The organism is Streptomyces sp. NPDC029044 (assembly GCF_040637495.1).
GTDB lineage: Bacteria > Actinomycetota > Actinomycetes > Streptomycetales > Streptomycetaceae > Streptomyces.
This window is the reverse complement of sequence record NZ_JBEZWN010000007.1, coordinates 110988-129686: the sequence shown is the minus strand read 5'-3', so window position 1 is coordinate 129686 and position 18699 is coordinate 110988. Positions and strand designations below refer to the sequence as shown.

Annotated in this window: 18 protein-coding genes; 10 read left to right on the top strand and 8 right to left on the bottom strand. The window is 71.1% G+C overall.

The window, feature by feature from the left end:
• Nucleotides 1–41 precede the first annotated feature (41 nt).
• On the top strand, nt 42–482 hold the full coding sequence (locus AB0E85_RS09330) for a GNAT family N-acetyltransferase (RefSeq protein ID WP_361924272.1): 441 nt from the start codon (nt 42–44) through the stop codon (nt 480–482).
• A gap of 73 nt (nt 483–555) precedes the next feature.
• Nucleotides 556–1149: a histidine phosphatase family protein gene (locus tag AB0E85_RS09325; protein ID WP_355831855.1), complete on the top strand. Its 594-nt coding sequence runs from the start codon at nt 556–558 to the stop codon at nt 1147–1149.
• Here AB0E85_RS09325 and AB0E85_RS09320 read toward each other — a convergent pair.
• A complete protein-coding gene (locus AB0E85_RS09320; protein ID WP_361924404.1) occupies nt 1131–1571 on the bottom strand; it encodes a DUF6314 family protein in 441 nt (146 codons plus the stop codon). The genes AB0E85_RS09325 and AB0E85_RS09320 overlap by 19 nt on opposite strands.
• A 137-nt stretch (nt 1572–1708) precedes the next feature.
• On the opposite strand from AB0E85_RS09320, the gene AB0E85_RS09315 reads away from it, so the two are divergent.
• Nucleotides 1709–4195, top strand: a complete 2487-nt coding sequence (locus tag AB0E85_RS09315) for an alpha-L-arabinofuranosidase C-terminal domain-containing protein (protein WP_361924270.1) — start codon at nt 1709–1711, stop codon at nt 4193–4195.
• A 66-nt stretch (nt 4196–4261) separates the two neighbouring features.
• Here AB0E85_RS09315 and AB0E85_RS09310 read toward each other — a convergent pair whose 3' ends face one another.
• Nucleotides 4262–4939 carry a DUF6215 domain-containing protein gene (locus AB0E85_RS09310; protein WP_361924268.1) on the bottom strand — a complete coding sequence of 226 codons (678 nt, stop codon included), beginning with the start codon at nt 4937–4939 and terminating at the stop codon, nt 4262–4264.
• A 172-nt stretch (nt 4940–5111) separates the two neighbouring features.
• Between AB0E85_RS09310 and argC the strand changes: the two genes are divergently transcribed.
• Genes argC through AB0E85_RS09285 form a run of 5 tightly spaced genes read left to right on the top strand, consistent with a single transcriptional unit; the run spans nt 5112 to nt 9954 of the window.
• Nucleotides 5112–6140, top strand: coding sequence for an N-acetyl-gamma-glutamyl-phosphate reductase (argC, locus tag AB0E85_RS09305; RefSeq protein WP_361924266.1), 1029 nt, complete (start codon nt 5112–5114; stop codon nt 6138–6140).
• A complete protein-coding gene (argJ, locus tag AB0E85_RS09300; protein WP_361924264.1) occupies nt 6137–7288 on the top strand; it encodes a bifunctional glutamate N-acetyltransferase/amino-acid acetyltransferase ArgJ in 1152 nt (383 codons plus the stop codon). Before argC ends, argJ begins: the two co-directional genes overlap by 4 nt.
• The gene (gene argB / locus AB0E85_RS09295) at nt 7285–8199 is read left to right on the top strand and encodes an acetylglutamate kinase (RefSeq protein ID WP_359637527.1); all 915 of its coding nucleotides are present in this window, start codon (nt 7285–7287) and stop codon (nt 8197–8199) included. Before argJ ends, argB begins: the two co-directional genes overlap by 4 nt.
• Nucleotides 8196–9395 (top strand): acetylornithine transaminase, encoded by a 1200-nt coding sequence (locus tag AB0E85_RS09290; RefSeq protein ID WP_361924261.1) that lies wholly within the window; start codon nt 8196–8198, stop codon nt 9393–9395. Before argB ends, AB0E85_RS09290 begins: the two co-directional genes overlap by 4 nt.
• A 7-nt stretch (nt 9396–9402) precedes the next feature.
• Complete coding sequence (locus tag AB0E85_RS09285; protein WP_361924259.1) at nt 9403–9954, top strand: arginine repressor; 552 nt, start codon at nt 9403–9405, stop codon at nt 9952–9954.
• 195 nt (nt 9955–10149) lie between these two features.
• On the opposite strand, the gene AB0E85_RS09280 is transcribed toward AB0E85_RS09285, so the two are convergent.
• From AB0E85_RS09280 to AB0E85_RS09255, 6 genes are all read right to left on the bottom strand, one after another.
• Nucleotides 10150–10953, bottom strand: coding sequence for an FAD:protein FMN transferase (locus AB0E85_RS09280; protein WP_361924257.1), 804 nt, complete (start codon nt 10951–10953; stop codon nt 10150–10152).
• A complete protein-coding gene (locus AB0E85_RS09275) occupies nt 10946–12025 on the bottom strand; it encodes an FMN-binding protein (RefSeq protein WP_361924255.1) in 1080 nt (359 codons plus the stop codon). The genes AB0E85_RS09280 and AB0E85_RS09275 overlap by 8 nt, the downstream gene beginning before the upstream one ends.
• Before the next feature lie 40 nt (nt 12026–12065).
• Nucleotides 12066–13448: a ferredoxin reductase family protein gene (locus AB0E85_RS09270; RefSeq protein ID WP_361924253.1), complete on the bottom strand. Its 1383-nt coding sequence runs from the start codon at nt 13446–13448 to the stop codon at nt 12066–12068.
• A gap of 127 nt (nt 13449–13575) precedes the next feature.
• Nucleotides 13576–14274: a L,D-transpeptidase family protein gene (locus AB0E85_RS09265; protein WP_361924251.1), complete on the bottom strand. Its 699-nt coding sequence runs from the start codon at nt 14272–14274 to the stop codon at nt 13576–13578.
• A 3-nt stretch (nt 14275–14277) separates the two neighbouring features.
• Nucleotides 14278–14865 carry a pyridoxamine 5'-phosphate oxidase family protein gene (locus AB0E85_RS09260; RefSeq protein ID WP_361924249.1) on the bottom strand — a complete coding sequence of 196 codons (588 nt, stop codon included), beginning with the start codon at nt 14863–14865 and terminating at the stop codon, nt 14278–14280.
• 153 nt (nt 14866–15018) lie between these two features.
• The gene (locus AB0E85_RS09255) at nt 15019–15897 is read right to left on the bottom strand and encodes a hypothetical protein (protein WP_361924247.1); all 879 of its coding nucleotides are present in this window, start codon (nt 15895–15897) and stop codon (nt 15019–15021) included.
• Nucleotides 15898–16120: 223 nt separating this feature from the next.
• Here AB0E85_RS09255 and argH point away from each other — a divergent pair, with 223 nt between their 5' ends.
• Nucleotides 16121–17557, top strand: a complete 1437-nt coding sequence (gene argH / locus AB0E85_RS09250) for an argininosuccinate lyase (protein ID WP_361924246.1) — start codon at nt 16121–16123, stop codon at nt 17555–17557.
• A 135-nt stretch (nt 17558–17692) separates the two neighbouring features.
• Nucleotides 17693–18664 (top strand): aldo/keto reductase, encoded by a 972-nt coding sequence (locus AB0E85_RS09245; protein ID WP_361924244.1) that lies wholly within the window; start codon nt 17693–17695, stop codon nt 18662–18664.
• Nucleotides 18665–18699 lie beyond the last annotated feature (35 nt).

The following is an 18699-nucleotide window of genomic DNA, read 5'->3' as shown; positions in this document are numbered from 1 at the left end:
CCGGTCGACGCGCCTGAGGGCCGCCTGCGAGCATCGCGGCCATGACCGACACGCCGAGCCTGCCCGAAGGCTGCGAGATCTCCACCGACCCCGCCCGCCTCGACCGCGAGCGCGTGCACCGCTGGCTGTCCACCGACGCGTACTGGGCGCTGGGGCGTACCCGGGAGAAGCAGGACCGGGCGATCGAGGGGTCGCTCAACTTCGGGGTGTACGACACGGTGTCGGGAGAACAGATCGCCTACGCCCGGGTGATCACCGACCGGGCGACCTTCGGGTGGCTGTGTGACGTGTACGTCGATCCGTCGGCTCGCGGCAAGGGTGTCGGCGGCGCGCTGGTGGCCGCCGTACGGGAAGAACTGCGGTCGTACGGGGTGCGGCGGGTGCTGCTCGCCACGCACGACGCCCACGCCGTGTACGAGCGGCACGGGTTCGCGGCACTGGAGCGCCCCGGGGAGTGGATGGCGCTGGTCTTCGGCCCGTGAGGGCCGGGGCACCCTCGGTAACTCGTAGGTAACACCTCTTGACCTGCGCACTTGCTGCGTCCACCATCGCCGCATGCCACTTCGGGTCACCTTCGTCGCCGCCGCGCGCAGCTCCCCGGTGCTCGCCGAGCGTTTCGATGACGAGCGGCCGCTGGACCAGGCCGGCTGGGCCGAGGTGGAGCGGGTCGCGCAGGAACTGCTGCCGCTCGCCGCGGCCGAACTGCGCTACTGCTCGCCCACTCCGCGCAGCCGGGCGACGGGGGAGGGGCTCGGCTACGCGCCGCTGGTGCAGCTCGGCCTGCGCGACTGCGACATGGGCCGGTGGCGCGGGCTGACCCTGGGCGAGGCGATGGCCCGGGAACCGGATGCAGTGGACGCCTGGCTCGCCGACCCGCGTGCCACACCGCACGGCGGTGAGTCGCTGGTCGACTTCATCACCCGGGTCGGCGGCTGGCTCGACACCCGGCCCGTCGAGGACGGCTGCCGGGTCGTGGCGGTGGCCGAGCCGTCCGTGATCCGGGCGGCCCTGGTGTACGCCCTGAAGGCACCGCCCTCGACGTACTGGAACATCGACGTCCGCCCCCTGTCGACGACGTCCGTGACGGGCCGGGCGGGGCGCTGGAACCTGCGCTTCGACGGGGCGTCCGCTCAGCCCTCGCGCGCGTAGCCCGTGCTCAGCACCAGGTCCTTGGCGGGACCGCGCACCTGCCACACCGTCCGCCAGCGGTCCGCGGCGAGGACGGTGAACTCCCCGCGGTAGAGGTCCGCCGAGCAGGGATGGTCAGCGACGTGACGGCCGGACGTCAGGTCCAGGTCGTGGAACGGCCGTCCGTCGGCGAACCGCACGTCCGCCGTGCCGCCCGGGCCCGGCAGGAACCGCAGAGTCCGCTCGGCGGGCCGGGCGACGCCCTGCCAGACGAAGGTGCCGGACTCGTGGTGCAGCAGCCCGCCGCTCTCCTCCTCGCGGAACTCGGTGGTGCCGGTGAACTCCCCCTTCGCGCCGCTCGCGAGATCCCGCACCGACCGCGTCACGCGCCAGCGCCCGGCCAGATAGGCCAGCACGTCCGGCACTGGCCAGAACTCGCCCATCCCGTACCGCTCTCCGTCCCACGTGTTGCTGCACGACCCATTGACGCGCATCCGCCCCCTCCCTATCTTGCCGTTCGAAGTGCTGATCAATGTCTGATATTTCGAACACTCCTCTAGTAGAGAGCCGCGGAGTATCCATGCCACGCACCGCCGCCCGCACCCGATGGAGACTGGGTCTCGCGACCACCGCCCTCCTGACGGCAGCAGCCCTCGTACCGGCCCCCGCGCACGCCGAGGACGTCACCGACTACGCGATCACCGTCGACCCGTCCGCCCAGGGCGCCGCGATCGACGACACGATGTACGGCGTCTTCTTCGAGGACATCAACCGGGCCGCCGACGGCGGTCTGTACGCCGAGCTCGTGCAGAACCGATCCTTCGAGTACTCCACCGCCGACAACGGCTCCTACACGCCTCTGACCTCGTGGACGGTCGGAGGCACGGCCGAGGTCGTGAACGACTCGGGCCGCCTCAACGAGCGCAACCGCAACTACCTCACCCTGGGCGCGGGCTCGTCCGTCACCAACGCCGGCTACAACACCGGCATCCGGGTCGACCAGGGCAAGCGGTACGACTTCTCCGTCTGGGCCCGCGCCACGAGCGGCACCACGCTGACGGTCTCGCTGAAGGACAGCGCGGGCACACTCGCCACCGCCCGCCAGGTCGCCGTGAAGGGCGGCTGGGCCAAGTACAAGGCCACGTTCACGGCGACCCGCACCAGCAACCGCGGCCGGCTCGCCGTCGCCTCGTCGCACGCCGCCGCACTGGACGAGGTGTCGCTGTTCCCTCGCGAGACGTACAGGAACCAGCCGAACGGCCTGCGCAAGGACCTCGCCGAGAAGATCGCCGCCCTCAAGCCCGGCTTCGTGCGCTTCCCCGGCGGCTGCCTGGTCAACACCGGCTCCATGGAGGACTACAGCGAGGCCTCGAACTGGCAGCGCAAGCGCAGCTACCAGTGGAAGGACACCATCGGACCCGTAGAGCAGCGCGCCACCAACGCGAACGTCTGGGGCTACAACCAGAGCTACGGACTCGGCTACTACGAGTACTTCCGCTTCTCCGAGGACATCGGCGCCATGCCGCTGCCCGTCGTCCCGGCTCTGGTGACCGGCTGCGGCCAGAACAAGGCCACCGAAGACGAGGCGCTGCTCAAGCGGCACATCCAGGACACCCTCGACCTCATCGAGTTCGCCAACGGGCCGGCGACCTCCACGTGGGGCAAGGTGCGCGCGCGGATGGGCCACCCGAAGCCCTTCCACCTGACCCACATCGGGGTCGGCAACGAGGAGAACCTCCCGAAGGAGTTCTTCGCCCGCTTCGAGCGGTTCCGGACGGCCATCAAGGCGAAGTACCCGGACATCACCGTCATCTCCAACTCGGGCCCGGACGACGCCGGCACGACCTTCGACACCGCCTGGCAGCTCAACCGCGAGGGCAAGGTCGACATGGTCGACGAGCACTACTACAACAGCCCCAACTGGTTCCTCCAGAACAACGACCGCTACGACTCCTACGACCGCAAGGGGCCCAAGGTCTTCCTCGGCGAGTACGCCTCCCAGGGCAACGCCTGGAAGAACGGCCTGGCCGAAGCCGCCTTCATGACCGGCCTGGAGCGCAACGCGGACGTCGTCAAACTCGCCTCGTACGCCCCGCTGCTCGCCAACGAGGACTACGTCCAGTGGCGCCCGGACCTGATCTGGTTCAACAACCGGGCCTCCTGGAACTCGGCCAACTACGAGGTCCAGAAGCTGTTCATGACCAACGTCGGCGACCGCGTCGTCCCCTCGAAGGCCACCACCACCCCCGACGTCAGCGGCCCCATCACCGGCGCCGTCGGCCTGTCGACCTGGGCCACCAGCGCCGCGTACGACGACGTGAAGGTGACCTCGGCGGACGGCTCGACCCTGCTGAGCGACGACTTCTCCGGTGACGCCTCGAAGTGGAAGAGCAGCGGCCGGGGCAGCTGGAGCATCCAGGACGGCCAGTACGTCCAGACCGACACCGCCGCCGAGAACACCATGGTCACGGCGGGCGACCCGGCCTGGAAGGACTACGACCTGCATGTGAAGGCCACCAAGAAGTCCGGCAAGGAGGGCTTCCTCGTCGCCTTCGGCGTCAAGGACACCGGCAACTACTACTGGTGGAACCTGGGCGGCTGGAACAACACCCAGTCCGCGATCGAGCAGGCCGTGGACGGCGGCAAGGGCACCCTGATGACGAAGCCCGGGTCGATCGAGACCGGCCGGGCCTACGACGTCGACATCAAGGTCCGCGGCCGCCAGGTCACCCTCTTCCTCGACGGCAAGGAGTGGGGCAGCTTCAAGGACGACAAGCCGGCCGAGCCGTTCCGCCAGGTCGTGACCAATGACGCCAAGACCGGTGACCTGATCGTCAAGGTCGTCAACGCCCAGTCCGCCGAAGCCCGTACGGCCGTCGACCTCGGTGGCGCCAAGGTCGCCTCCACCGCCCGCGTGACCACGCTGGCCGCCGACGGGGACGCCGTGAACACCGAGACGGACACGCCGGTGACGCCGGTGACGTCCATGTTCCGGGGCGTGGCCCCGAAGTTCACGTACACCTTCCCGGCGAACTCCGTGACGTTCCTGAGGATCAAGCAGAGGTAGGACCCGTCGGTGTGGTCCGCCGCCCCGGGACGGCGGACCACACCATGGCAGTGGCCGGGCGTGAGTTCAGCCGCGCGTCTTCCAGCCCGGGACCGTCGGCAGCACCGCCTCCGCCACGCGCAGCAGCACGGCGTCGTCCGGCACCACCCCGTCCGCGCGCCACAGGGTGACGTCCACGGAGCCGCCGCGGTCCTCCGGGTCCTGGGCCACGGTGAGGGCCCGGGCCGGAACGCCGGGACCGCTGTCTGCGTCGCTTCCGTCCAGCCGGAAGCTGATGCTGATGGTGCGGGTGGAGTAGAGAACCCCGGGGCGGCCCAGTACCTTCTGCGGGCGGGCGTAGCTGCCGAGCAGTCCTTCCGACCCGCCCACCGGCAGGTCGTCGTAGGTCGCCGAGAGCGTGACGGTGTACGTCTCGAACTCGACCTGCGCCTGCGGTGTGGCGACATCCCCGATGGAGCTGTCGCTGCCGGAGGCCGTCTTCGCGATCTCCGTCGGCGTACCCAGCAGTGCGGCCAGGCCGGGCCGGTTCAGCGCCTCGCACAACTGCGCGCCGGAGAGGTGCTTGCCCTTCGGGGCCGGGGTCTTTGTGTCGGAGCACGTGGCCGGCTTCGGCTCGCTCTCCGCGGCCGACGTCTTCGCCAGCCCCCAGAAACCGGCGCCGAGCGCCCCCACCAGCACCACCGCCGCGAGCGCCTGCGCCCACGCGTTCGCGCCCGTCATCGGCGCGTCGTTCTCCTCGGCCATGTCCCCCACCCGCTGTGACCCCCTGAAATGTGCCCGGGGACCTTAACCTGTGGTCATGGCCAGGACAAAGCTGGTTTCCGGGACCGGCGCCGCGGTGGCCGCGCCGCCCCTGGATGGGATTGCATAAACGTGCAGCGAAACGTATAGTCATGCCCTCTAAGGAGGAGGATCCATGGCGGTACGTGCGGCAGTGGCCGGAGCGAGTGGGTACGCGGGCGGGGAACTGCTGCGTCTGCTCCTGGCGCACCCCGAGGTCGAGATCGGCGCCCTGACCGGCAACTCGAACGCGGGACAGAGGCTCGGTGCGCTCCAGCCGCACCTGCTGCCCCTGGCCGGACGAGTGCTCCAGGAGACCACCCCCGAGGTCCTGGCCGGTCACGACGTCGTCTTCCTCGCGCTGCCGCACGGACAGTCCGCCGCCGTCGCCGAACAGCTCGGCCCGGACGTACTCGTCGTCGACATGGGCGCCGACTTCCGGCTGACCGACGCCGCCGCCTGGGAGCGGTTCTACGGCTCCCCGCACGCCGGAACCTGGCCCTACGGCCTCCCCGAACTGCCGGGCGCCCGCGCTGCGCTGGAGGGGTCCAAGCGCATCGCGGTGCCCGGTTGCTACCCGACCGCCGTCTCCCTCGCCCTCTTCCCCGCGTACGCGGCGGGCCTGGCCCAGGCCGAGGCCGTGATCGTCGCCGCGTCCGGCACGTCCGGCGCGGGCAAGGCGCCCAAGCCGCACCTGCTCGGCAGCGAGGTCATGGGCTCGATGTCCCCCTACGGCGTCGGCGGCGGGCACCGGCACACCCCCGAGATCACCCAGAACCTCAGCGCGGCCGCCGGAGAGCCGGTCACGGTGTCCTTCACCCCGACCCTCGCGCCGATGCCCCGCGGCATCCTCGCCACGTGCAGCGCCAAGGCCGCCGACGGTGTCACGGCCGAGTCCCTGCGCGCCGTCTACGAGAAGGCCTTCGCCGACGAGCCGTTCGTGCACCTGCTCCCCGAGGGCCAGTGGCCCGCAACGGCGTCCGTCTACGGTTCGAACGCCGTTCAGGTGCAGGTCGCGCATGACGCGGCCGCCGGGCGGATCATCGTGATCAGCGCCATCGACAACCTCACCAAGGGCACCGCGGGCGGTGCCGTCCAGAGCATGAACATCGCCCTGGGTCTCGACGAGACCACCGGACTGACGACGATCGGAGTTGCGCCGTGAGTGTGACGGCAGCAAAGGGATTCACGGCGGCGGGCATCGCCGCCGGGATCAAGGAGAACGGCAACCCCGACCTGGCCCTCGTGGTCAACACCGGTCCCCGCCGCGCCGCCGCCGGCGTCTTCACCTCCAACCGTGTGAAGGCCGCTCCGGTGCAGTGGTCCGAGCAGGTCATGAAGAGCGGCCAGGTGTCCGCCGTCGTCCTCAACTCCGGCGGCGCCAACGCCTGTACCGGACCGAAGGGCTTCCAGGACACGCACGCGACGGCGGAGAAGGTCGCCGGGGTCCTGGGCCGCGGCGCCATCGAGGTCGCCGTCTGCTCCACCGGCCTCATCGGCCTCCTGCTCCCGATGGACAAGCTGCTCCCGGGCGTCGAGACCGCAGCCGCCCAGCTCTCCGAGCACGGCGGCGAGAAGGCCGCCATCGCCATCAAGACCACCGACACCGTCCACAAGACGTCCGTCGTCACGAAGGACGGCTGGACCGTGGGCGGCATGGCCAAGGGCGCGGGCATGCTCGCCCCCGGCCTCGCCACCATGCTCGTCGTCCTCACCACCGACGCGGACCTGGAGAACGAGGCCCTGGACAAGGCGCTGCGGGCGGCCACCCGTACGACCTTCGACCGCGTCGACTCCGACGGCTGCATGTCCACCAACGACACCGTGCTGCTGCTCGCCTCCGGCGCGGCCGGCGTCACCCCGGAGTACGAGGAGTTCGCCGAGGCCGTCCGGCAGGTCTGCGACGACCTCGGCCAGCAGCTCATCCGGGACGCCGAGGGCGCCAGCAAGGACATCAGGGTCGAGGTGATCAACGCCGCGACCGAGGACGACGCCGTAGAGGTGGGCCGCTCCATCGCCCGCAACAACCTCCTCAAGTGCGCCCTCCACGGCGAGGACCCCAACTGGGGCCGCGTGCTCTCCGCGATCGGCACGACGAGCGCCGCCTTCGAGCCCGACCGGCTCAATGTCGCCATCAACGGCGTCTGGGTCTGCAAGAACGGCGGCGTCGGCGAGGACCGCGACAAGGTCGACATGCGCTACCGCGAGGTGCACATCGTCGCCGACCTCGCCGCCGGGTCCGAGACCGCCACCATCTGGACCAACGACCTCACCGCCGACTACGTCCACGAGAACAGCGCGTACTCGTCATGAGCAGTGGAGCGACACGCAAGCACACCGCGCTGCCCAAGGCGCAGATCCTCATCGAGGCGCTGCCCTGGCTGGTCCGGCACAACGGCAAGACGGTCGTCATCAAGTTCGGCGGCAACGCCATGATCGACGAGGACCTGAAGGCCGCCTTCGCCCAGGACGTGGTGTTCCTGCACCACGCCGGCCTCAAGCCGGTCGTCGTGCACGGCGGCGGGCCGCAGATCAGCGCCGCCCTCGACCAGCACGGCATCGTCAGCGAGTTCAAGGCGGGCCTCAGGGTGACGACCGAGGACGCCATGGACGTCGTACGGATGGTGCTGGCGGGGCAGGTCCAGCGCGAACTGGTCGGGCTGCTCAACCAGCACGGGCCGCTCGCCGTCGGCCTGACCGGCGAGGACGCGCACACCATCACGGCCACCAAGCACCAGCCCGAGATCGACGGCGAGCTGGTCGACATCGGGCGGGTCGGCGAGATCACCGCGATCGACACCGGCGCCATCGAGGCCCTGCTCGCCGACGGCCGCATCCCGGTCGTCTCCTCGATCGCCCGCTCCCAGGACGACGGACATGTCTACAACGTCAATGCCGATACGGCGGCTGCGGCACTCGCTGCTGCACTGGACGCCGAAACCCTCATGGTCCTCACGGACGTCGAGGGCCTCTACGAGGACTGGCCGCACAGCGACGAGGTGATCAGCCGCCTCACCGCCACCGAGCTGGAGCGGCTGCTGCCGGACCTGTCGTCCGGCATGGTGCCGAAGATGGAGGGCTGCCTGCACGCCGTGCGCAACGGCGTCACCACCGCCCGCGTCATCGACGGCCGGGTCCAGCACTCGATCCTGCTGGAGATCTTCACCGACGAGGGCATCGGCACGATGGTCGTGCCCGACGAGCACGAGGGGGACGCCGTATGACCGCCCATCAGGAGTACGCCGAGCGGTGGCAGGGCGCGCTCATGAACAACTACGGCACCCCGCTGCTCCCCCTGGCCCGCGGCGAGGGCACCAAGGTGTGGGACGCCGACGGCAACGCCTACCTCGACTTCGTCGGCGGCATCGCCACCAACGCCCTCGGACACGCCCACCCGGCCGTCGTGGAGGCCGTCACCCGGCAGATCGGCTCCCTCGGCCACATCTCCAACTTCTTCATGGCCGAGCCGACCGTCGCCCTCGCCGAACGGCTGCTGCGCCTGTTCGGCCGGGACGGCAAGGTCTTCTTCTGCAACTCCGGCGCCGAGGCCAACGAGGCCGCGTTCAAGATCGGCCGGCTGACCGGCCGGACCCACGTCGTGGCCACCGAGGGCGCCTTCCACGGACGGACCATGGGCGCCCTGGCCCTGACCGGCCAGGCCGGCAAGCGCGAGCCGTTCCTGCCGCTGCCCGCCGACGTCACGCACGTGCCGTTCGGTGACGCGCAGGCCCTGGCCGCCGCGGTCACCGAGGAGACCGCGCTCGTCATCCTCGAACCGATCCAGGGCGAGCTCGGCGTGGTCGTCCCGCCGGCCGGCTACCTCAAGGCGGCCCGGGCCATCACCGCCGCGACCGGGGCGCTCCTCGTCCTCGACGAGGTGCAGACCGGCATCGGCCGGACCGGGCACTGGTTCGAGTACCAGGCCCACGAGGGAGTCCTGCCCGACGTCGTCACCCTCGCCAAGCAACTCGGCGGCGGGCTGCCGCTGGGCGCCACCGTCGCCTTCGGGCGCGCGGCCGACCTGCTCCAGCCCGGCCAGCACGGCACCACCTTCGGCGGCAACCCGGTCGCCTGCGCCGCCGGGCTCGCCGTCCTCGACACCATCGAGAACGAGGGGTTGCTGGAGAACGTCAAACGGCAGAGCGAGAGGTTGCGGGACGGAATCGAGGGCCTCGGCCACCAGTTGATCGATTTCGTCCGGGGGACGGGACTTCTCCTGGGTATCGTGCTGACCGAGCCGCTCGCGCCCCAGGTGCGCCAGGCGGCTCAGGAGGCCGGATTCCTGGTGAACGTGCCCGCCCCCGACGTCGTCCGGCTGATGCCGCCGCTGAACCTTCGCGACGACGAGGTGGACGCGTTCCTCGGGGCGCTGCCCGGCATCCTCCAGGCAGTCAGCGGGGACGGACGATCCGGGGAATGAGACGACGATGAGCCAGGCGCAGGACCACGAGCAGCCGGGGGCGAACGGGCCCGCCGTGCCGCAGACCCGCACCGCCCGCCACCGCCGGATCGTGGACATCCTCAACCGGCAGCCGGTCCGGTCGCAGAGCCAGCTGGCGAAGCTGCTCGCCGACGACGGGCTGAGCGTCACCCAGGCGACGCTCAGCCGGGACCTGGACGAGCTGAACGCGGTGAAGATCCGCAACGCCGACGGCGACCTGATCTACGCGGTGCCCAGCGAGGGTGGGTTCCGCACGCCCCGGGCACCGCTGGGCGGGTCGGCGAAGGAGGAGCGGATGCGGCGGCTCTCCCAGGAGCTGCTGATCTCCGCGGAGGCTTCGGCGAACCTCGTGGTCCTGCGGACCCCTCCGGGGGCGGCGCAGTTCCTGGCCTCGGCCATCGACCAGGCCGAACTGCACGACATCCTGGGGACGATCGCCGGGGACGACACGTTGCTGCTGATCAGCCGGGAGCCGACGGGTGGGCAGGCCCTGGCGGATCATTTGCTGAGGCTGGCGCAGAACGGGCACGCGCCGTAGGGGTGCGGGCGGGTGGCTGTGTGCGCGGCTGCGCTGTGGCCGTTCGCGCAGTTCCCCGCGCCGCTGAGGGCGTCCCCCAGCTACGGACACGACCTGGGGGCGGCACGGGTGGGGTCCCCCTGCTCGAGCGAAGCCGAGAGCTTGGGGAGGCACCCCGCTACGCGGGGTGCGGACCCACCCGGCCCCGGCCGCAGCTCACCCCAGCCTCGCCGCCAACCCCCCGGTGCACCGCACCTCGTCCCCGGCCGTGATCAGCAGCGCCTCGACACCCGGCAGGGACTCCAGCCAGGCCAGCCCCTCCCGCGAGCCCATCGCGAACGCCGCCGTCGCCCAGCAGTCCACCCACGTCAGCCGCGGACCCACCACCGTCACGGCGACCAGGTCGGTCACCGCGGAACGCCCCGTACGGGGGTCGACGATGTGGTCTCCCCGCTCCGCCGTCCCGGACGTGGCCACGGACAATTCCGAGGCCCCCGCCGCCGAGACGACCGCCGCGAGACCCCCCGGACGCAGCGGGTCGGCCACGCCCACACGCCACGGCCGCTGCCCACCCGGTGTCCCGAGCAGCTGCACGTCGCCGCCGCCGTTCAGATTCACTCCGCACACCCCGGGCACGTCCGCCAGCCGCCGCGCCGCCCGCTCGACCGCCCAGCCCTTGACGATGCCGGTCGGATCGAGGCGGCCCCGGTACGACGTGCTGAACCAGCCGTCGCTCCGCCGCTCCGCCTCGGCGGCCAGCTCCAGCACCTCGGCGACCTCGGGGTCGCACTCCGCGACCGTCAGCTCCCCACGCTGGAGCCGCGATATCTGGCTGTCCTCGCGGTAGGTGCTGAACACCTCGTCGACGCGGTGCAGTCCGGCGACGGCCTCGTCCAGGGCCGCGCGCACGGCGGCCGGTTCCCCGCCGCGGACGTCGAAGGAGAAGACGGTCCCCATCGTCTCCTCGGCATGACGTACCGCGGCGGGAGCCTCTGCGGAGTGGGCCACCGTGTCAGCCACCGGCCTGGTCCAGCGCGGACTGGAGGGACTGCTTGTAGCCGGCGCTGGTGTACGTCGCCCCGGACACGGCGTCGATCTGCGCGTTCCCGGCCGCCACCGCCGCCTGGTTGAGGCGGGGGACGGAGGAGGAGGTGATCTGGTCGCTGCGGCCGCCCTTGGGGGCCTGGACCGCCTCGGCCTTGGTGATCTTCCCGCCCGCCACGGTCACCCGCACCTGGACCGGGCCGTACTGCGTCTGCGCCACGCTGCCGGTGAGGGTCTGCGTCGCCGCCTGACCGCCCCCCGAACCCGCCGCCTGACCGCCGCCCGAACCCGCGGCCTGCGAGGAGCCGCCGCCGGCCGGAGCCTTGTCCAGGGCCGACTGGAGGGACTTCTTGTACCCGGCGCTGGTGTACGTCGCGCCCGAGACCGCGTCGATGTCCGCGTTCCCGGCCGCCACGGCCGCCTGGTTGAGGCGGGGGACGGAGGAGGAGGTGATCTGGTCGCTGCGGCCGCCCTTGGGGGCCTGGACCGCCTCGGCCTTGGTGATCTTCCCGCCCGCGACCGTCACCCGCACCTGGACCGGGCCGTACTGCGTCTGCGCGACATCGCCGGTCAGCGTCTGTGCGCCGCCCGACCCCTGCTGCGCCCCGGCCGACGCCTTCGCCTTGTCCAGGGCCGACTGGAGGGACTTCTTGTACCCGGCGCTGGTGTAGGTGGCGCCCGAGACCGCGTCGATCTCCGCGCTCTGCGCCGCGACCGCCGCCTGGTTCAGACGCGGCACCGAGCTTGCCGTGATCTGGTCGCTGCGGCCGCCCTTGGGGGCCTGCACCGCCTCGGCCTGGGTGATCTTGCCGTTGGCCATGGTCAGGCGGACCTGCACCGCGCCGTACTGCGTCTGCGCCGCGTCACCGGTGACCGCGCCGTTCACGCCGCCCTGCGGCGCCTGCCCGGCCGCCGCGGGCGGCGCCTGGCCCGCCGCCTGGGCCGAACCGGGGTCCGAGGCCGGCTTCAGGGACAGCAGCAGCACGATCCCGGAGACGGTGGCTGCGCCGGCGAGCACGGCACGCCGGACGGGGTGAGACTTCCTCATCGTTTCCCAAACTCCTGAAAGACCGTTGGTGTCCCGTCGCTCACATCTCGAACGACTCGTGATGGATACGGCGAGCGGGTACTCCCGCGCCGCGCAGTGCCTCGTAGACCGACTGGGCGAAGCCGGGCGGCCCGCACATGAAGACGTCGTGGTCGTCGATGTCCGGGATCTTGCGCTGGAGGGACTCCGCCGAGATGTCGGGGCGTTCGCCCTCCGGGCTGTTGACCGCGTACATCAGCCGGGCGCCGCGCTCGTCGGCGATCTTGGCGAGTTCGCCCCACAGCGCCAGGTCCTGCGTGGTGTTGGCCCGGTAGAGCAGGGTGATGTCGCCGGACGCGCCCGGCAATGTCTCGAACAGCGCCCGCATCGGGGTGATGCCCACACCGCCCGCGACCAGCAGCACCTTGCCGCGGCTGCGACGCTGGGCGGTCATCGCGCCGTACGGGCCCTCGGCCCACACCTTGGTGCCGGGTTCGAGATCACGCAGCCGCGAGGTGTGGTCACCGATCGCCTTGACCGTGATCCGCAGCATGTCAGGGCGGGGCGCCGCGGACAGCGAGTACGGGTGCGAACTGAAGCGCATGCCCGGCGCCTTGAACCGCCAGCGGAAGAAATGACCGGCCTCCGCGCCCATCCGGTGCAGCTTGCGCCCGCTGATCAGCACCGACACGATCCCCGGGGTCTCCTCGATGACCGCCGCCACCCGCATGCGGTGCCGCATGTTCAGCCGGACCGGGGTGAGGATCCGGTACCAGACGACCAGCGCGGTCACCACGCCGTACAGCCCGTACCAGAAGGTCTTCGCGGCCGGCTCGACGGCGAACTCGTTGCCGGTGGTGATCTGGTGCCAGAACGTCAGGTATACCGCCGCGTACGTCAGCAGGTGCACGTGGTACCAGGTGTCGTAACCGATCAGCCGGCGCACCCCGCCGATCGACAGGATCCCGATGACGAACAGCAGGCCCGTGCCGATGGCGGCCTTGCCCATGTCCGGCAGCTGGTTGATGGAGTCCGTCGTCTGCTGGACGATGTCGCCGAGTCCCTTGCCCGCTTGCAGGGCGTAGCCCCACATGATGAGGAAGACGTGGGCGAGGACCAGGCAGAGCGTGTAGCGGCCGGTCATGGCGTGCCAGCGCGCGACCCGGTCGGTGCCCACCCGGCGCTCCAGCGCGGGCACCCGGGCCATCTGGAGCACCACCAGCGCCATGAGGTAGCCGGCGAGCAGACCGGTGATCCGGCCGGCGGCCAGGATCTTGCTCGTGTTGTCCGCGAGGGACGGTGTGTTGTCCCACCACAGCCACAGCACGGCCGCCGCACCGGCCCACAGGGCGATCAGCAGCGGGACGGCCGGGGAGCGGCGCGGGCGGATGCGGCGCATCGTCTGGCGGCGGGCGGCACGTCCGCCTGCGAGCGTGGTGGTCACGGTTCCTCCGTGGGGACTTGACCCTTGGCCCACAGATACGTGCCGCAACACGGGAGTGTTCAGCCGCGTCCCGAGTCGGCCGTGCGCAGGAGTGACCGCTGGTAACACGCACCCGGCCGGCGCGCTGTCACAGACGCGCGACGGCCGTCTTCCCGCTCGTCGTGCCGACGGCGATGTGCGGCCGCCGGGCGGGGTCGGCCCAGGTCAGGATCCGCCGCATCGCGTTCTCGGACACGGACACGCAACCGGCCGTCGCGCCCCGCCCGTTGGCGTGGAGGAAGATGCCCGCGCCGCGCCCCCGCACGGGACGCTCGTAGTTGAAGCCGATGACGAGCGCGTACGCGTACTGGGCGCGGTAGGTGATCAGCTGCTCGGCCTCGGCGGCCCGGCAGTCGGCCGCACGGGGCTCGCTCCAGCGGTTGTAGGAGCGGGAGTCGTTGTCCTGGCACCACCAGGAGTCCCGGTGCACCCGGCGGTAGGTGTACGCCGTCCCGCGCGGAGCCGCCTTGATGCCGAAGGCGTACGGCAGGCCGTAGAGGCCGGTGGGTGTGGTGCTGGTGCCCTGCTTGCGCGAGGCACCCGCGACGAGCCCGTTCGCCCCGAAACGGGCGGGCGTGGAGCCCCTCTTCACCCAGCGTCCGTCTGCGCCGCGGTCCCACCAGCTGACCGTGCCCGTCGTCGAGGCCCGTCCCGGGGCCACGGCGGTGATCAGCTGGGTGCCCCCGCCGGTGTCCGTCATCCGGGCCGGCAGTGGCGGCGGGGCGGGCGGCCCGGCGCCGAGCGCGATCAGGGAGGAGACGGCGAGGGCGACGGCACCGGGGCGCATGCCTCAGACGTTAGAGGGAGGCAGCGGCAACGGCAGCCCGGGTAGTCCGTCCAGGCTGCTGGCGATGTGCTCCTTCTTGCTGAAGTACGCGCTGAGCGAGGCGTCGTCCTCCCGGGCGAACCGCTTGCCGTGCAGGTCCCGGTCCTCCTCGTACGCCATGAAGGGCACCCCGTAGCCGCAGGTGTCGCGGACGAGTTCGGCGGTGACGACGATGATCGCGCGCAGGCCGTGCTGCGTCGGGTCGATGTCCGGGAAGTGCCCGAGCAGTTCCCGGAAACGGGGGTCGTCGCGGAAGACCGGCTCACCCCTGCCGTGTACGCGGACGATGTTCGGCGGGCCCTGGAAGGCGCACCACATCAGGGTGATCCGCCCGTTCTCCCGGAGGTGGGCGATGGTCTCGGCGTTGGAACCGGCGAAGTCGAGGTAGGCCACCGTGAGCTCGTCGAGCACGGCGAAGGAGCCGGTGAGCCCCTTGGGGGAGAGGTTGACCGTGCCGTCGGCGGCGAGGGGGGCGGTGGCGGTGAAGAAGACCGGCTGCGCCTCGATGAAGGTGCGGAGCCGGCCGTCTATGCGCTCGTGAGTCTTTCCCATGTCGAAGATTATGGTCACAGATCTTTCGACTGTCTAAAGAACAGCGTCCGGGGAGGTGCGGGATCCGGTCACCTCTGCCGGATCCCGTGCGCAGGCGTCGTCCGTGGCCGCCCCGGCCGGCGCTCCCACGGGGCGGCCACAGCGCCTGTCACCTCACTTGGTGAGCGTGCAGGCGGCCAGGGAGTCCAGGCCCTGCGGCTTGGCGGCGGTGCGGCCGATGGCGGTGGCGATGCGGTTGACGGTGGAGACGCGCTTGTCCTTGAGCGGGCCGAGGATGGCGTTCTGGACGAAGTTCGGGCCGCCCTGGCCGACGGTGTCGACCAGGCGCTTGTTGGCTTCCTGGATCTGCGTGTTGAGCAGGGTCAGGTTGCGGTCGACCTCGGCCTTGGCGGAGGCGGGGACGGCGGGAAGCTTCGACCTGACGTCCGGGCAGGAGATGGTGCCTGCGGCGGCACCGCCGCCGTTGCCCGCGTTCCCGGCGTTGCCCGTGTTTCCGGCGTTCCCAGCGTTCCCGGCGTTGCCCGTGTTCCCGGTGTTCCCGCCCGCCTGCGGCTTGCCGGCCGCGCCGCCGCCCGCGTTGGTGCCCGCGCCGTTCAGAGTGCAGGCGGCCAGGGAGTCCAGGCCCTGCGGCTTGGCGGCGGTGCGGCCGATGGCAGTGGCCATGCGGTTGATCGCCGCGACGCGCTTGTCCTTGAGGGGCCCGAGGATGGCGTTCTGGACGAAGTTCGGGCCGCCCTGGCCGACGGTGTCGACCAGGCGCTTGTTGGCTTCCTGGATCTGCGTGTTGAGCAGGGTCAGGTTGCGGTCGATCTCGGCCTTGGCGGAGGCGGGGACGGCAGGGAGCTTCGACCTGACGTCCGGGCAGGTGATCGTGCCGGGGCCCGCGAGTGTCCGGGCGCTGGTCCCGTTGCTCTTGGAGCCCTCCCCGGCGAGGGCGAAGCCGGCGATCACCGTGCCGGACAGTGCCACCGCGGCGGCGCCGCCGATGAACGTGACGCGACGCTTGTTGTACTTCGGAAGAGCCCTGGACATGCGGATGCCTCACTAGGGGTCGGGGTGTCGTCGGTGTCGTAACGCGGCGCCTGCGTTCGGCGAGAGGTACGGGTAAGCGGTTTCCCGCGTTCAAAGGATCTTCAAATTCCTCTCACCTGGCCGGAATCCGCTCCTCGGTCCCGTCGGATTGACGAATCATGCATAACTCTGCATACTCATGCATGACGGTGAGGCACATCCACAGCCCTTGAGGAGCACGCAGGTGAGCAGCAACAGCGGTGACGTCCGGCTCTGGGGCGGTCGTTTCGCCGACGGTCCCGCCGAGGCCCTGGCGAAGCTGTCCGCGTCCGTCCACTTCGACTGGCGTCTCGCGCCGTACGACATCGCCGGTTCCCGTGCCCACGCGCGCGTGCTGCACAAGGCGGGCCTCCTCACGGAGGATGAGCTGACCCGCATGATCGCCGGCCTCGACCAGCTGGAGGCGGACGTCGCCGACGGCTCGTTCGTGGGCACGATCGCCGACGAGGACGTCCACACCGCCCTGGAGCGCGGCCTCCTGGAGCGCCTCGGCCCCGACCTGGGCGGCAAGCTGCGCGCGGGCCGGTCCCGCAACGACCAGGTCGCGACCCTCTTCCGCATGTACCTGCGGGACCACGCCCGGATCGTCGGCGGCCTGATCGCCGAGCTCCAGGACGCGCTGATCGGACTCGCCGAGGCCCATCCCGACGTGGCGATGCCCGGCCGCACCCACCTCCAGCACGCCCAGCCCGTCCTCTTCGCCCACCACGTCCTGGCCCACGTCCAGTCCCTCTCCCGGGACGCGGAGCGGCTGCGCCAGTGGGACGCCCGCACGGCGGTCTCGCCCTACGGCTCGGGCGCCCTGGCCGGCTCCTCCCTCGGGCTGGACCCGGAAGCGGTGGCCAAGGACCTCGGCTTCGAGCACGGCTCGGCCGGCAACTCCATCGACGGGACGGCCTCCCGGGACTTCGTCGCCGAGTTCGCCTTCATCACGGCGATGATCGGCGTCAACCTCTCCCGGATCGCCGAGGAGGTCATCATCTGGAACACGAAGGAGTTCTCCTTCGTGACCCTGCACGACGCGTTCTCGACGGGCTCGTCGATCATGCCGCAGAAGAAGAACCCGGACATCGCGGAGCTGGCGCGCGGCAAGTCCGGCCGCCTGATCGGCAACCTGACGGGCCTGATGGCCACGCTCAAGGCCCTCCCGCTCGCGTACAACCGCGACCTCCAGGAGGACAAGGAGCCGGTCTTCGACTCCATCGACCAGCTGGAGGTCCTGCTCCCGGCCTTCACCGGCATGATGGCCACGCTCACCGTCCACCGCGAGCGCATGGAGGAACTGGCCCCCGCCGGCTTCTCCCTCGCCACGGACATCGCCGAGTGGCTGGTCAAGCAGGGCGTCCCGTTCCGCGTGGCCCACGAGGTCGCGGGGGAGTGCGTCAAGGCGGCCGAGGCCGAGGGCAAGGAGCTGGACGAGCTGACGGACGACCAGTTCGCGAAGATCTCCAGCCACCTGACCCCCGAGGTCCGCACGGTCCTCAACGTCCCCGGCGCCCTGGCCTCCCGCAACGGCAGGGGCGGCACGGCCCCCAGCGCGGTCGCCGTCCAGCTGGCGGAGGTGAAGGCCGACGTCGCGGCCCAGCACGAGTGGGCGACAGCACGGCAGCGGGCCCAATAGGGGCGCGGGGATTGGCGCGACAAGCCACAGGCAGCCCGCACGCGCAAAACACCGCAAGTCCCGAGCCCTGAGGCGAAGGTCATCGCGGGTTACGTTGGTCGAAGCCGAACCGGAGCCGACCGAACGGAGCCCCCGATGCCCTTCGCCCGCCTGGCCACAGCGACAACCCCCACCTGCCACATCGGTCTCGGTCTCGCGGCCGTCGGACGGCCGGGCTACATCAACCTGGGACGGGACGAAGACCTCGGAGAGGACCGCAGCGTCGAAACGCTGCGCACCCGCACCCATGAACTCCTCGACGCCGCCTACGCCCAGGGCGTCCGCTACTTCGACGCCGCCCGCTCCTACGGCCGTTCCGAGGAGTTCCTCGCCGAATGGCTCAAGGCCAGGCCGGCCTTCGGCGACATCGTCGTGGGCAGCAAGTGGGGCTACACCTACACCGCCGGCTGGTCCACGGACGCCGAGCAGCACGAGGTCAAGGACCACACCCTCGCCACCTACGAGCGGCAGCGCGCGGAGAGCGAGACCCTGCTCGGCGACCGCCTCGACCTCTACCAGATCCACTCGGTGACCCCGGACAGCCCGGCCCTCACCGACAAGGAGCTGCACGCCAGGCTCGCGGAAGCCGCCGAGCGGGGCCTCACCGTCGGCTTCTCCACCAGCGGCCCCGCACAGGCGGAGGTGATCCGCGCCGCCCTCGCCGTGACGGTCGACGGCGAACCGCTCTTCCGTACGGTGCAGTCGACGTACAACGCGCTGGAGACCTCCGTCGCCCCCGCGCTCGCCGAGGCGCACGACGCCGGGCTCACCGTGATCGTCAAGGAGGGCATGGCCAACGGCCGGCTGGCCGGGCCGCACGCCCCGCAGGTCGTGCGGGAGATCGCCGAACAGGCCGGGCTGGGCTGCGACGCCGTCGCCCTGGCCGTGATCCTCCGCCAGCCCTGGGCCGGTGTCGTCCTCTCCGGTGCCGCGACCACCAACCAGCTCGCCTCGAACCTGCACGCTGCGGTCGTCGATCTCGACGACGACCAGCTGACCCGCCTCGCCACCCTGGTCGAGGAACCGCAGGCGTACTGGGAGCGGCGCGCGCAGCTGCCCTGGCACTGATCACCCTTCACCCGTCCGACAGCCGTGAGTCACCC

Bases quoted from the DNA above. Each gene is read 5' to 3' on its own strand.
- AB0E85_RS09320 (WP_361924404.1), bottom strand. From the start codon at position 1,571: ATGGGCGAGTTCTGGCCAGTGCCGGACGTGCTGGCCTATCTGGCCGGG.
- argB (WP_359637527.1), top strand. From the start codon at position 7,285: ATGAGCAGTGGAGCGACACGCAAGCACACCGCGCTGCCCAAGGCGCAG.
- AB0E85_RS09310 (WP_361924268.1), bottom strand. From the start codon at position 4,939: ATGGCCGAGGAGAACGACGCGCCGATGACGGGCGCGAACGCGTGGGCG.
- AB0E85_RS09265 (WP_361924251.1), bottom strand. From the start codon at position 14,274: ATGCGCCCCGGTGCCGTCGCCCTCGCCGTCTCCTCCCTGATCGCGCTC.
- AB0E85_RS09285 (WP_361924259.1), top strand. From the start codon at position 9,403: ATGAGCCAGGCGCAGGACCACGAGCAGCCGGGGGCGAACGGGCCCGCC.
- AB0E85_RS09260 (WP_361924249.1), bottom strand. From the start codon at position 14,865: ATGGGAAAGACTCACGAGCGCATAGACGGCCGGCTCCGCACCTTCATC.
- AB0E85_RS09330 (WP_361924272.1), top strand. From the start codon at position 42: ATGACCGACACGCCGAGCCTGCCCGAAGGCTGCGAGATCTCCACCGAC.
- argC (WP_361924266.1), top strand. From the start codon at position 5,112: ATGGCGGTACGTGCGGCAGTGGCCGGAGCGAGTGGGTACGCGGGCGGG.
- AB0E85_RS09315 (WP_361924270.1), top strand. From the start codon at position 1,709: ATGCCACGCACCGCCGCCCGCACCCGATGGAGACTGGGTCTCGCGACC.
- AB0E85_RS09245 (WP_361924244.1), top strand. From the start codon at position 17,693: ATGCCCTTCGCCCGCCTGGCCACAGCGACAACCCCCACCTGCCACATC.
- AB0E85_RS09325 (WP_355831855.1), top strand. From the start codon at position 556: ATGCCACTTCGGGTCACCTTCGTCGCCGCCGCGCGCAGCTCCCCGGTG.
- AB0E85_RS09255 (WP_361924247.1), bottom strand. From the start codon at position 15,897: ATGTCCAGGGCTCTTCCGAAGTACAACAAGCGTCGCGTCACGTTCATC.
- AB0E85_RS09290 (WP_361924261.1), top strand. From the start codon at position 8,196: ATGACCGCCCATCAGGAGTACGCCGAGCGGTGGCAGGGCGCGCTCATG.
- AB0E85_RS09275 (WP_361924255.1), bottom strand. From the start codon at position 12,025: ATGAGGAAGTCTCACCCCGTCCGGCGTGCCGTGCTCGCCGGCGCAGCC.